Here is a 13367-nt window from a genome sequence, read left to right as displayed (position 1 = left end):
ATTATTTCCTCCTAATTTTCCGATAAATCTACCGATACTACTTTTGAAATACCTTTTTCCTCCATAGTTATTCCATACATTACATCACTTGCTTCCATAGTTCCTTTTCTGTGCGTTATAACTATAAATTGAATATTTTCTGAAAACTCTTTTAAGAATTCAGCATATCTATAAACATTTGCATCATCTAATGCTGCTTCAATCTCATCTAATATACAGAATGGTGTTGGTTTCATTTTTAGTATTGCAAATAAAAGTGCAATAGCTGAAAGAACCTTTTCTCCCCCTGACATTAAATTAATGTTTTGAAGTTTTTTACCTGGCGGCTGAACATTAATTATTATATTAGAATTTAAAACATCATCATCTGCTAATATAAGTTCTGCAGTTCCCCCTTTAAATAACTCCTTAAAAGTCTCTCCAAAGTTCTCATTTAATATTTCAAAGTTCTCTTTAAATAAATCCTGCATCCTTAAAGTCATTTCATTTATAACTCCAAGTAATTCTTCCTTTGCTTTTTGTAGATCTTGTTCTTGCGTTGACATAAACTCATATTTTTCACAAACTTCATCAAATTCTACTATAGCAGCTAAATTAACAGTTCCTAAAGCTGCAATCTTTACTTTTAGCTTTGAAATTATATCCTTTACTTCAGAATCATCAACAACTTCCATAGCAATTTCCTTTGCTTCTGCTAAAGTTAAATTCAATTCGCTGTTTAGTTTATTATATAAAGCTTCTTGTTCACTTTCAAGCTTAGCATTTAAAATTGCTCTTTTATTAAACTCATTTTCTAAATTTCTAATAATTTCAATTATTTCATTTGCAACACTATCTTTAGTTCTAAAATCTTCTTTAAGATTAATTCTTCTAATATCATCTTCTTTAAAAGCATTTTCTAAATTAAGTATTCTAACATTTATTTCTTTTATTACTTCTTCTTTTCTTTTAATATTTTCTTCTAATGAAATTATTCCATTTTCTTTTTCCATTATTTCAGCACGAAGAATTCTTATTCTAGCTTCCTTTTCATGGATTTCAGAAGTTTTAGAAACTAATTGCACTCTTTGCCCTTGAAGACTTTCTTCTAAAGTTGCATTAGTAATTTTCAAGTTTACTAATGTTTCTTTTAGTTCTTCTCTTTCTTTAGTTTTATCTTCTAAATCTTCTTCTAGTTTAGCTACTCTTTCTTTTCTTTCTATTGCTTTTTCATCTAACTTAGTCAACTCTTCTTCTTTCTTCTTAAGCTTTTCTAATATGCTATTTATAGAATTTTCATTTAGCTCAATTTCTTTTTCTTGATTTTTAATTGACTTTTCTAGTTTTTCACCTTCATTAATTAACCCTTTTATCTCTCCATCTAAAACAGTTAATTCAATATTTTTACCATGAATTTCTTCTCTTTTATTTAAAATTTCTTCATCTAGGCTCTTAATATTATTTTTAATTTCGTTAAATCTATCAACTTCACTTATATGCTCTTCTTTTAACTTTATAATATTTTGCCCTAATTCTTCTATTTCTCTTTTTCTACCTAAAAGATTACTATTTTTCCCTTGTATACTTCCTCCAGTTAAAGCACCACCTGGACTTATAACTTCACCAGTTAAAGTTACAATTTTATAATTATGTCTACCTATTTTAGATATATTTAATGCTGAATCCATATCTTCTGCAACAATAGTTCTACCTAAGTTATAATCTATTACACCTTTATACTTACTATCAAACTTTATAATATCAGAAGCAATTCCAATAAAGCCTTTAGCATTTTTAACCTCTTTATTTAAATCTAAAGTTCTACCTTTAATAATGTTTAAAGGTAAAAATGTAGCTCTTCCAAGTCCTTTTGCTTTTAGATAAGCAATAAGCTTTTTAGCATCTTCATCTGTTGTTGTTATAACATTTGAAATGGCTGCTCCTAATGCTATTTCAATAGCAACTTCATACTTTTTATCTACTTTAAAAATTTCACCTAAAACCTTTATTTCTTTGATATTTGTAACCTTTCCTGTATCAACATGCTCCATAAGGTTCTTAACAGTCCTATTATATCCCTCATAATGTTTTTCTAAATTAGATAAAGTTTGATGAGTTGCTTCTGATTCATTTATCCTTTTTGATAATACCTTTAGTTTATTGTCCTGATTGTTTAACATTGAGTTAGCAGCTGATAGTTTTTTTCTTAAATCAACAACCTCTTCTTCTAATTTTAAAATAGCCTCTTTTGTAATTAATATATTTTCCTTAAACTTTTCAATAGTTCCAATATTAATTTTTAGGTTTCCTCCTAAAGTTTTAATAGATTTAATTAATATGCCTTTTTGCTCACCTTTATTAAATACCTCTTTCTTTAATGAATTAATACTACTATTTATTTCAGAAGTTTTAGATATAATTTCAAATTCTTCATTTTTTAATTTTGATAGCTCATTTTCAAAATTTGAAATAGCTTTAGTAGTTTCATCAATTAGAGTTTCTAATTCTCTAAGCTTTTTATTTTTTTCTCTATTCTCTTCTATTCTTATATTGAATGTTTTTTCTAACTCTTCTTTTTCTTTATTAAGAGAATTTAATTTCACTTCTAAATTCTTAATTTCATCATCTTCTTTAGAAATTATGTTTTTGAAATTACTAACTCTTTCTTTATATAATTCAATATCATTAGCATTTTGAGAGACTTGTTCTTTTTTATTATAATATTCTTCTTTTTCTAGTTTATTTTTTCTTTCTAAATTTTCTATTTCATTTTGTAGTTTAGTTAAAATTTCTTTATGTGCTTCAAGTTCATCTTTCTTTGAATCTACAACCTTTTGTCTTTCTTTAATATCTAAACTTACTTTTTCTATCTCTTTCTGTACATTATCTATGTGATTTACCAATAATGATACTTCATTAACCTTTAACTCTTCTGCTAATACCTTATATTTTATAGCTTTTTCCTTTTCTATTCTTAAAGGTTCAAGTCTTTCTTCATATGTAGCTATAATATCTCTAATTCTAACTAAATTATTATCTGTATTATCAAGCTTTTTCTCAGCTTCTTCTTTTCTTGATTTATATTTTACAATACCAGCAGCTTCTTCAAACAAAGCTCTTCTTTCTTCTGGTTTACCACTTAATATAGCATCAATTTTACCTTGTCCTATTATTGAATACCCTTCTTTACCTATTCCTGTATCCATAAATAGTTCAGTTATATCTTTTAATCTACATTTTTGGTTATTAATTAAATATTCTGTTTCTCCTGATCTAAATATTCTTCTTGTAACAGTTACCTCATTATATTCTGTCTGTAATGTTCCATCGGAGTTATCTAATGTAAGAGACACTTGTGCTAAACCTAGTGGTTTTCTAAATTGAGTCCCTGCAAATATAACATCCTCCATTTTGCCTCCTCTTAGACTTTTAACACTTTGCTCTCCAAGTACCCATCTAACAGAATCTGAAACATTACTTTTTCCACTACCATTAGGACCTACAACAGCCGTTACTCCTTTTTTAAACTTTAACTCAGTTTTATCAGCAAATGACTTAAACCCACGTAGCTCTAGGGATCTTAAAAACATATATTCACGCCTTTCTCATTATATTAAAGTAGGAAGTAATCCTAAAATAAATACTATTAACATAAAAATTGAGATTATATAAACTAATTTATCTCTAGTCTTTGCTTTCATAAACATATCACTCCATTCTGTATTTAGTTTATAGCAAAGCAATAAAAATATCAATAAATCAACTCTTTAATAGTAAATTATTTTATTAAAAATTAAAGAGTTAAGTATATAACCTAACTCCTCAATAAATTATATTTTAAATTCTTCCTTACTTTCAATTACAGTAAGTCTAATCTTTCCTCTTTTAACCTTTTTATTAACATTTACAAATACTTTGCCGTCTCTATTTTTTGAAAAATCATTAAAGTATTGTTTTTTGTTAGCGTATAACTTACTTATATCTCTTTCATTCATCTCAATTAAAATATCTTTTTCTGAAGATACTTTTTCTTTTAATATATTACATAATGAAAACCCTTCAACAAGCTCTCTAAAAGCCGGATGGAATGGTCCATCTACAATATCCTTACCAGTGGTTATTGTATCTGTTGGTTGCAATCCAATTCTTATTACCTTAACCTTTGCTTTATTATATAACTTTAACATTTCACTTGAAATATATACAGCTTCTTCTAAAGTATAAGGTCTATACTCACCTCTAGTATACATAATTTCCATAGGAGTATCTTTAATAACAAGTGCAGGATATATTCTACATATATCTGGTTTCATTTCTATTGATTTTTTTGTAGTCTCTATATCTATCTCAAAATTATCTGAAGGAAGCCCTGGCATTATTTGATGCCCTAAAACAAATCCATATTCTTTTATAAGCTTAGATGCTTTTATAACATCTTCTACACTATGACCTCTTCCTGCTTTTTGTAATACTTCGTCATTTAATGATTGTACTCCAAGTTCTATTATATCTACCGAATATTCTTTTAAATAGTCCAAAATATAAGAATTAATTGCATCTGGTCTAGTAGACAATCTTACTTTATGTATAAGACCTTTATTTTTATATTCTCTAGCAACCTCTAAAAGCTCTTTTTGTTTAGCGACACTTATAGCTGTAAATGTACCTCCAAAGAAAGAAACTTCAATAGTCGAACCTATAGTATTTATAGTATTTAAATACTCTTCTATAGTATTCTTCACATCTGATGCAAATACTTCCTCAACTTTTCCTGCAATTCTATCTTGATTACAAAATACACATTGATGTGGACAACCTTGATGTGAAATAAATATAGGAATTATATAATAATTCTTACTCATCTATTTCCTCCAAACTCTTAAGAGCTGCCTTAGCTGCATTTTGCTCTGATTCTTTTTTACTATAACCTTCTCCACATGTAAATTCCTTATTATCTATTATAAGCTTTGTATAGAACTTTCTTCTGTGTGGCGGTCCTTCAAATTTAATAAGTTCATATACAATTGATATTTCCCCATTCTTTTGAAGATATTCTTGTAATCTTGTTTTATAATCTAAAATTATATCATTATTAATTGCTCTCTTTATTATATCTTCAAATCTACCTATTATATAATCCTTTGCAAATTCCAATCCTTTGTCTAAATATATAGCTGCTATAAGTGCTTCTACTGCATCTGCTATTAACGATACTCTTTCTCTACCACCTGTAAGCTCTTCACCTTTACTCATTCTTAAAAGATATCCTAAATTAAGACTTTTACCTATTTCATATAAGGAATTTTCACAAACAATTAAACTACGTATTTTTGTTAATTCCCCTTCACTTTTTTCTTTAAAATTTAAAAATAGATATTCTGTTATACAAACTTGAAGAATCGCATCTCCTAAGAACTCAAATCTTTCATTATACTCTTCATCTCTATGTTGATTTGCATATGATGAATGAGTTAAAGCTGTAATTAATAACTTAGGTTCATTAAATTTAATACCTATTATCTCTTCAGCTTCCTTTAGATAAAAATTATACATTTTTTACACTCCTTAAAAGTTTATTCTTCAAGTTGCTTTTTAAAGAAACAAATTCAAGAATAAACTATTTCGTTTATTTGTTTTTATAGCATAAAATCCCGCAAATACTGCGGGATTTTACTTATTCCTCAACATGTGACTTTACAAATCTAACTACATCGCCAACAGTTACAAAGTTTTCTGCATCTTCGTCTGGAATTTCCATATCTAACTCATCTTCTAAAGCCATTATAAGCTCAACTATATCTAATGAATCTGCATTTAAGTCCTCTAAAAATGATGAATCCATAGTTATTTCGTCTTCACTAATGCTTAGTTTATCAGCAATAATTTCTCTTATTTTATCAAACATTCTTTCACCTCCTAAACACACCCATTTAGATAATATTATATATTAAACCTGTCGTCAATATACATTTTTTATATTTTTTATTCTGACTTTAACTCTAATTGTTCTTTTATTTTATCTAAAACTTTATTGTCATGGAATTCTTTACTTTGTCTTATTGCATTTTTAATCGCTTTTCCATCTGAACTTCCATGAGCCTTTATACAAATACCGTCTACTCCTAAGAAAGGTGCCCCACCGTATTCTTTATAATCAAATTTTTTCTTTATACTTTTAAATACTGGCTTTAATAGAAAAGCTCCTATCTTTGCCTTAGCACCAGAAGAAAGCATTTCTTCTACAATTATTTTTAATACAGTAGATGCTGTTCCTTCATACATTTTTAATATTGTATTTCCAACAAAACCATCACATACTAAAACATTTGTATTCCCTGTTGTTATATCTCTTGGTTCTATGTTACCAATAAAGTTTAGGTTCTCTTCTTCTTTTAAAAGCTTATGAGTGTTTTTAGTTAAATCATTTCCCTTTTCTTCTTCAGATCCAATATTAACTAAACCTATAGAAGGATTTTCACCTTTTAATACTCCTTTATAGTACTCTTTACCCATATAAGCAAATTGAACTAAATACTCTGGTTTGCAATCTACATTTGCACCTGCATCAACAATCATAAAAGGACCATTCTTACCTGGCATAATAGGTGTTAAAGCTGGTCTCTTTACTCCCTTTATTCTTCCTACTATCAAAGTACATCCTGTTAAAAACGCACCTGTACTACCAGCGGAAATAACAGCATCACATGTCTTTTCTTTAACAAGCTCTAAAGCCTTACAAAGACTAGAGTCCTTCTTTCTCTTTATAGCTCTTGCTGGATGCTCATTATTAGATATCACTTCTGTCGCATTTACAACAGTTATTTTATCTCCTTCATAATTTTGCTTATGTAACTCTTCTTTTATTATTTCCTCTGGTCCAGTTATATAGAATTCTAAGTCACTATATTCATTGATAGCCTTAATAACACCATCAACAACAGCTTGTGGAGCATTATCTCCACCCATACCATCTATAGCAATCCTCATATCTTTCACCCCTTATTTCTTTATATATAAAGAAAAGAAAGTCATAAGACTTTCTTTATTCTTCAGTTGAAGCAACTACTTCTTTACCTTTGTAGAATCCACAGTTCTTACAAACTCTGTGAGCCATCTTCATTTCGTGGCATTGTGGACATTCAACTATTCCTGGTAAGCTTAACTTAAAAGTTTGAGCTCTTCTAGAATCTCTTTTTGCTCTATATGTCTTTCTAGCTGGATTTCCCATTATTACACCTCCTTATTCCCCAAACAACTCTCTAAGCTTTGCAAGCCTAATATCTACATCATAATCTAAACAACTACAATTTTCAACATTTTTATTTACGCCGCACTCTGGACAAAGTCCTTTGCAGTCGTCCTTACAAAGTCTTTTGATAGGTAAGGTAGAAATAATACAATTTTCAATAATTTCGGTAATATCTAAACTATCACCTTCTACAAACATAGTCCCATCTTGTTGTAGGTCTATATCGTTTGTAAACCTTTCTTCTATATCAATATCTATTGGATAGATAAAGGTATCTAAGCATCTAGAGCATGTTAATTGAAGCTTAGTTTTTATAGATGCGTTAACCACAATAACATCTTCATTAGATGTAGCTACTCCCTCTACTTTTACATCTTCAATTGCTCTAATCTCTTCTCCCTCGAACTCTAATGGTTCTAGTTTGAATGATAAACTTATTTGTTTCTTTCTGTTTCTTTTAGATAGCAAATCTGAAAAATTAATTATCATATCTTAAGCTCTGGATTAAAATCCTCACACCTTTAAGGTATATTATACGCACTGTATAGCTTGAGCTAAAGCGTCATTTCACTCCCTGCTACTTTTTTCTCATTTCAAACACAATTTATTATATAAAGGTAAGCTATAAAAGTCAAGCTATTTTATAATTACTTTTGTATTAATTCTAAAGTATCTCTAGCAATAACTAATTCTTCATTAGTTGGAATAACAAATGCTTTAACTTTGCATCCTGGTTTAGATATTTCTCTAACTTTTCCTCTAACCTTGTTAGCTTCTGTATCTACTTCTACACCTAAGAATTCTAATCCTCTTAAGCATTCTTCTCTAGTTTCTGGACCATTTTCTCCAACACCAGCAGTGAATACTATAGCATCTACTCCACCCATTATTGCAGCATATGAACCTATAGTAGCTCTTACTTTGTATTCAAATATCTTAAGTGCTAATATAGCTCTTGGATCTTTTTCTTTAAATGCTCCATCTTCTATATCTCTGAAGTCTGAGCTCTTTCCATATATTCCAAGAACACCTGATTTTTTGTTTAATAAGTCATTTACTTCATCAGCAGTCATATTTTCTTCCTTCATTAAGAAAGTAACTATAGCTGGATCTATATTTCCACTTCTTGTTCCCATTGCTACACCTTCAAGTGGAGTGAATCCCATTGAAGTATCAACAGATACACCATTCTTAACAGCACATAAACTTGCACCATTACCTAAATGACAAGTGATTATCTTTAAGTCTTTTATATCTCTTCCCATAACTTCAGCAACCTTGTTTGAAACATACTTATGTGAAGTTCCGTGGAATCCATATTTTCTAATTCCATGTTTTTGATATAATTCGTATGGAAGTGCATAGATGTATGCTTCTTCTGGCATAGTTCCATGGAAAGCAGTATCGAATACAGCTACCATTGGTGTATTTGGCATTAACGCTTCACAAGCTTCAATTCCAATCATGTTTGCTGGGTTGTGAAGTGGAGCTAATTTAAAGCACTCTCTTATGTAATCTTTAACTTCACTATTTATTACTACTGAATTCTTATACTTTTCTCCACCATGAACAACTCTATGTCCTACAGCGCTTATTTCATCCATTGATGAAATAACTCCATTCTTTTCATCTATTAAAGCTTCTAAAACTAACTTTATAGCATCTTTGTGATCAGCCATTGGTTGTTTTACTATATATTTATCTCTTCCTTCAACCTTTTGAGTTAAAACAGAACCTTCTATTCCGATTCTTTCAACTAAACCTTGTGCTAAACTTTCTTCATTTGACATATCTATTAATTGATATTTTAATGAAGAACTTCCACAGTTTATAACTAATACTTTCATTTGAACACCTCTTAAATATTTAATTTTTTTATATTATTTATTTGCATTTTGAGCTTGTGCCTGAACTGCTGTTAAAACAACAACGTTAACTATATCTTCTGAATTACATCCTCTTGATAAGTCATTTATTGGTTTTGCAAACCCTTGACACATTGGCCCTATAGCCTCTGCTCCTGCAAATCTTTGAACTAATTTATAACCAATATTTCCTGATTGTAAATCTGGGAATATTAATACATTTGCTTTACCTGCAACCTTGCTGTTTGGAGCTTTTTGCTTAGCAACGCTTTCAACTATAGCAGCATCTAATTGTAATTCACCATCTATTAATAAGTCTGGTCTTAATTCCTTAGCAAGTTCAGTTGCTTTTCTAACTTTATCAACCATTTCATGGTCTGCACTTCCCATTGTTGAGAATGAAAGCATTGCAACTCTTGGTTCAACCTTACAAAGATTACGAGCTGTATCTGCTGTAGCTATTGCAATAGCAGCTAATTGTTCGTAATTAGGATTTGGATTAACTGCACAGTCTGAGAATAATAACATTCCATTTTCACCATACTTAGAGCCTGGTACCATCATAATAAAGAAACTTGAAACAACAGATACCCCTGGAGCTGTTTTTATTATTTGTAAACCTGGTCTTAAAAGATCACCAGTTGTATGAACAGCACCTGATACCATACCATCAGCATCATCTAACTTTACCATCATCGTTCCAAAATATAAAGGATCTCTAACTATTTTTTCAGCCTTCTCAATAGTCATTCCTTTATTTTTTCTTGATTCATAAAAAGCATTTATATAATCATTTAATCTTTCAGATGTTTCAGGATTAATAATTTCAACTCCTGTTAAATCAACACCTAACTCTTGTGCTTTTGATAAAATTTTATTGTTATCTCCAACTAAAATTGGATGTGCTAAACCTAATTTTTGTATTTTCTCTGTTGCAACAATAGTTCTTTCCTCATCACCTTCTGGTAATACTATTCTTTGCTTATTTTCTTTTGCCGCATTCCATAATTTATCCATAAGTTCCATATCTGATTTCCCCTTTCGAATTTGTACGGTCTAATCTTCAATACTAATATACTCCTATGTAGCTATATTTTTCAATACCCAAATTCCTTAAAAATTTAATTCTTTATATTATAAATTTTCTGAAATTTTCGCTATATATGTAACATATTTTTTTATCTCCTCCAAATCCCTCTTTTTATTTATAACAAAAGAATTCATTTTTAAACCTTTAACATTAATCTTTATATATCTTCTCTTTATGCTATAATACTTTTATATTTCCCAAAAAGGAGTTTAAATATGAATATTACAGGAATAATTACAGAATATAATCCATTTCACAATGGACATCTTTATCATTTAACTGAAGCAAAGTCAGCTACAAAAGCAGATGGTATTGTTTGTATAATGAGTGGTAATTTTGTTCAAAGAGGCGGTCCTGCTATTATAGATAAATGGAAAAGAACAGAAATGGCATTAAACAACGGTGTCGATTTAGTTATAGAGCTTCCAACTTATTATGCAGTATCTTCTGCTGAATTTTTTGCTAAAGGCTCTGTTTCAATACTTAATTCACTTGGTATAGTTAATAATATTTTTTTTGGTTCAGAGTGTGGAAACACAGAAAAGCTGATAAAGATTGCAAAAGTTTTAACGAACGAAGATGAAGATTTTAGAAATATTTTGAAAGAAAACTTGACTCTTGGTCTTACCTTTGCAAAGTCTAGAGAAAAATCTCTTGTTGAATATTTTAAAGACGATGAACTTACTTCTATATTATCTTCTTCTAATAATATTTTAGGAATTGAATATATAAAAGCATTACTTAGATTAAACAGTACTATAGCTCCTAACACACTTAAAAGAGAAGGTGCTAGTTATAACGAGAAAAATCTAACTTCATCTTTCGCTTCTGCAACATCTATTAGAGAAACTGTAAAAGCTAATAAATCTTTATCATCTCTAAAAGATTTTATGCCTGAAGAATCTTTTAAAATATTTAATCAACAAAAAGAAAATGACTATCCTTTTGTTTTCGATGAAGATATGTATACATATATAAAGTATAAAATACAAACTAACTGTGTAAATTTTAACAATCTTTACGAGGTTACAGAAGGTCTTGACAATAAAATCATAAAGGAAATTTCATCTTCTACTTCATATAACGATTTGGTTCTTAAGATAAAAAGTAAGAGATATACCTTCAGTAAAATTTCTAGAATTTTAACTCATATTTTTATTGGGCTAGACAATTTTAATATAAATGAGCTTAATGATGAAAGCAATCTTTACGCTAGAGTTTTAGGTTTTAATAAAACAGGTAGAGAGATGTTATCATTAATTAAAGCTAATTCAAATATACCTCTTATAACTAAACTACCAAGATTTAATGATAATCCACTGCTTGAATTAGATATACAAGCTACAAAGGCTTATTCAATATTAAATAGTAAGGTTAATCCTAATAATGATTATTTAATAAGTCCTTTAATAAAATACTAATATTACATAGTATAATAAGCATATAAATACTATAGATGGAAGGAGGCTGTTTTCCATGTATAGTATTATTTTTTTATTAATTTCTATATTTTTATTACTTATTATACTTTTTAAACTATTTAATAGTAACAAAAATTATTTTATGTGCTTCTTAATAACTTTATTTATTTTTTTATTTGTTTCTAACCTCAAAAGTTGTATGGATGCTGCTTTAGTTGGCGTAAATCTAGTTGTAAAAACTATAGTTCCAACTATCTTTCCCTTTTCTGTAATATGTAATTTACTTATTTCTTATGATGGTATAGGATTATATTCAAAAATCTTAGGCCCTATTATTTGCAAGCCACTAAAACTTTCAAAATCTGCTTCTTTCCCTATAGTAGCAAGCGTACTTAGTGGTTATCCTTTAGGTTGTAAATATTGTTGTGACTTATATTCACTAGGTTATATTGATAGAAAAGAATTCGAGAGACTCTTAAATATAGCGTCAAATGCAAGCCCTATGTTTTTAATAGGATCAATTGGAGCTGCTATGCTAGGTAATATTAAACTTGGTTTTATTTTACTTATTTCTAATTACTTATCACCTATAATAATAGGTATTTTAACCTTAAAAAAAGCTTCTACTTATTGTAATGAGAAACCTTTAATTTCTGATAATAAAACTGCAAATTTTGGTATTGCTCTAAAAAATGCATTAGAAAAAGGAATAAATACAACTTTGCAAATCGGAGCTTTTGTTGTTATATTTTCAATAATTATAAGCATAATAAAAAATAATGCTTATATAAGCATTATTTTTAATAATATTGAAACTTTTTTTAATATTCCTAAATATTCACTTTACGGATTATTTGTCGGTAGTGTGGAATTTACAAATGGTTGTAAATTAATAACTACACTCCCTCTTTCATTACCTTTTAAATTAAGTATAATTAGCTTCATTTGTTCTTTTTCTGGTCTTTCAGTAATTGCACAAATTAGCTCATTTATATCCGAATATAATGTTTCAATTGCTAAATATACATTTTGGAAATTCATACAAGGAATAATAAGCTTTATTATTACATTTATTATAAGTAACATTTTAAGTATTACTTCACCTGTATCTACTTTGCCAAATAATAATACTTTTAGTTTTAGCATTTACTTAGCAATATATTTAATTTTACTTATACCTATATTATTTCCACTTATAATATCTTGCATAAAAAAACTACATAGTTTTTAATTCGGCAATGTTTTCTTTAATTCTACTACCAGTTTTAGATAAATTTTCATCTATATCTTTAGCTACTTTTTCAAAAGATGCTTGCATTGATTTTATAAGCTCAGCCTTATTTTTCTCTATTTCTATATCAAGTTGCATAAGAATATCATTAGAGTAATCTCTTGATCCAATTCTAATAGCCTTTGCATCCCTTTGTGCTTGGGCTATTATCTCTTGTGCTCTAATTTTGGCTTCTCTCACTATATCATGATTTTCTAAACTTTGTTTCATCATTTCAAAAGTTTCCTTTTGAGCCATATCATATTCTTTTTTTGCTTCTTCTAAAATTCTTTCCTTTTCACTAACAACCCATTGAGCTTTTTTTAATTGATCCGGTAAATAATTAGTTATTTGATCAATAACTTCATCAAATTCTTTAGTGTCAATTATAGCTTTACCTGTTATAGGAACTTTTGGTGAATTTTCAACCATATCCTGTAAATATTCTAATAATTCAATAACACTTTGCTCTAATTTTTCCAAAATAAAACGC

13 protein-coding genes are annotated in these 13367 nt (G+C 28.5%); 2 read left to right on the top strand and 11 right to left on the bottom strand.

Annotated features, from left to right (window positions below; all coding sequences use genetic code 11):
* Nucleotides 1-11 precede the first annotated feature (11 nt).
* The 10 genes from smc to pta all read right to left on the bottom strand — a co-directional run bounded on the left by smc (nucleotide 12) and on the right by pta (nucleotide 10119).
* On the bottom strand, nucleotides 12-3569 hold the full coding sequence (gene smc, locus LPC13_RS01005) for a chromosome segregation protein SMC (protein ID WP_195244481.1): 3558 nt from the start codon (nucleotides 3567-3569) through the stop codon (nucleotides 12-14).
* A gap of 18 nt (nucleotides 3570-3587) precedes the next feature.
* Nucleotides 3588-3680 carry a DUF4044 domain-containing protein gene (locus LPC13_RS01000; protein ID WP_147576252.1) on the bottom strand — a complete coding sequence of 31 codons (93 nt, stop codon included), beginning with the start codon at nucleotides 3678-3680 and terminating at the stop codon, nucleotides 3588-3590.
* Nucleotides 3681-3809: 129 nt separating this feature from the next.
* Nucleotides 3810-4841 (bottom strand): elongator complex protein 3, encoded by a 1032-nt coding sequence (locus LPC13_RS00995; protein ID WP_005213464.1) that lies wholly within the window; start codon nucleotides 4839-4841, stop codon nucleotides 3810-3812.
* Nucleotides 4834-5532: a ribonuclease III gene (gene rnc, locus LPC13_RS00990; RefSeq protein ID WP_005213467.1), complete on the bottom strand. Its 699-nt coding sequence runs from the start codon at nucleotides 5530-5532 to the stop codon at nucleotides 4834-4836. The genes LPC13_RS00995 and rnc overlap by 8 nt, the downstream gene beginning before the upstream one ends.
* A 121-nt stretch (nucleotides 5533-5653) precedes the next feature.
* Entirely contained in the window at nucleotides 5654-5884 is a 231-nt protein-coding gene (gene acpP, locus LPC13_RS00985; protein ID WP_040419453.1) for an acyl carrier protein, read from the bottom strand.
* A 77-nt stretch (nucleotides 5885-5961) separates the two neighbouring features.
* Complete coding sequence (gene plsX, locus LPC13_RS00980; protein WP_040419456.1) at nucleotides 5962-6966, bottom strand: phosphate acyltransferase PlsX; 1005 nt, start codon at nucleotides 6964-6966, stop codon at nucleotides 5962-5964.
* A gap of 55 nt (nucleotides 6967-7021) precedes the next feature.
* Entirely contained in the window at nucleotides 7022-7207 is a 186-nt protein-coding gene (gene rpmF / locus LPC13_RS00975; RefSeq protein WP_005213472.1) for a 50S ribosomal protein L32, read from the bottom strand.
* 12 nt (nucleotides 7208-7219) lie between these two features.
* Nucleotides 7220-7717, bottom strand: coding sequence for a YceD family protein (locus tag LPC13_RS00970; protein ID WP_005213474.1), 498 nt, complete (start codon nucleotides 7715-7717; stop codon nucleotides 7220-7222).
* Between the two features lie 158 nt (nucleotides 7718-7875).
* Complete coding sequence (locus tag LPC13_RS00965; protein ID WP_195244480.1) at nucleotides 7876-9075, bottom strand: acetate kinase; 1200 nt, start codon at nucleotides 9073-9075, stop codon at nucleotides 7876-7878.
* 33 nt (nucleotides 9076-9108) lie between these two features.
* On the bottom strand, nucleotides 9109-10119 hold the full coding sequence (pta, locus tag LPC13_RS00960; RefSeq protein WP_005213478.1) for a phosphate acetyltransferase: 1011 nt from the start codon (nucleotides 10117-10119) through the stop codon (nucleotides 9109-9111).
* 279 nt (nucleotides 10120-10398) lie between these two features.
* On the opposite strand from pta, the gene LPC13_RS00955 reads away from it, so the two are divergent.
* Together LPC13_RS00955 and ylbJ are read left to right on the top strand one after the other, a co-directional pair.
* Nucleotides 10399-11604 (top strand): nucleotidyltransferase, encoded by a 1206-nt coding sequence (locus LPC13_RS00955; protein WP_195244479.1) that lies wholly within the window; start codon nucleotides 10399-10401, stop codon nucleotides 11602-11604.
* Nucleotides 11605-11659: 55 nt separating this feature from the next.
* On the top strand, nucleotides 11660-12835 hold the full coding sequence (gene ylbJ, locus LPC13_RS00950) for a sporulation integral membrane protein YlbJ (RefSeq protein ID WP_040419459.1): 1176 nt from the start codon (nucleotides 11660-11662) through the stop codon (nucleotides 12833-12835).
* On the opposite strand, the gene LPC13_RS00945 is transcribed toward ylbJ, so the two are convergent.
* Nucleotides 12821-13357, bottom strand: a complete 537-nt coding sequence (locus LPC13_RS00945; protein ID WP_005213487.1) for a hypothetical protein — start codon at nucleotides 13355-13357, stop codon at nucleotides 12821-12823. The genes ylbJ and LPC13_RS00945 overlap by 15 nt on opposite strands.
* Nucleotides 13358-13367: the final 10 nt, after the last annotated feature.

It is taken from the genome of Clostridium celatum (assembly GCF_021412605.1).
Taxonomy (GTDB): domain Bacteria; phylum Bacillota; class Clostridia; order Clostridiales; family Clostridiaceae; genus Clostridium; species Clostridium celatum.
This window is presented reverse-complemented; position numbering and strand designations above follow the sequence as displayed.

Coding starts and splice junctions, on each gene's coding strand:
- smc (WP_195244481.1), bottom strand. CDS start 3,569: ATGTTTTTAAGATCCCTAGAGCTACGTGGGTTTAAGTCATTTGCTGAT.
- LPC13_RS01000 (WP_147576252.1), bottom strand. CDS start 3,680: ATGAAAGCAAAGACTAGAGATAAATTAGTTTATATAATCTCAATTTTT.
- LPC13_RS00995 (WP_005213464.1), bottom strand. CDS start 4,841: ATGAGTAAGAATTATTATATAATTCCTATATTTATTTCACATCAAGGT.
- rnc (WP_005213467.1), bottom strand. CDS start 5,532: ATGTATAATTTTTATCTAAAGGAAGCTGAAGAGATAATAGGTATTAAA.
- acpP (WP_040419453.1), bottom strand. CDS start 5,884: ATGTTTGATAAAATAAGAGAAATTATTGCTGATAAACTAAGCATTAGT.
- plsX (WP_040419456.1), bottom strand. CDS start 6,966: ATGAGGATTGCTATAGATGGTATGGGTGGAGATAATGCTCCACAAGCT.
- rpmF (WP_005213472.1), bottom strand. CDS start 7,207: ATGGGAAATCCAGCTAGAAAGACATATAGAGCAAAAAGAGATTCTAGA.
- LPC13_RS00970 (WP_005213474.1), bottom strand. CDS start 7,717: ATGATAATTAATTTTTCAGATTTGCTATCTAAAAGAAACAGAAAGAAA.
- LPC13_RS00965 (WP_195244480.1), bottom strand. CDS start 9,075: ATGAAAGTATTAGTTATAAACTGTGGAAGTTCTTCATTAAAATATCAA.
- pta (WP_005213478.1), bottom strand. CDS start 10,119: ATGGAACTTATGGATAAATTATGGAATGCGGCAAAAGAAAATAAGCAA.
- LPC13_RS00955 (WP_195244479.1), top strand. CDS start 10,399: ATGAATATTACAGGAATAATTACAGAATATAATCCATTTCACAATGGA.
- ylbJ (WP_040419459.1), top strand. CDS start 11,660: ATGTATAGTATTATTTTTTTATTAATTTCTATATTTTTATTACTTATT.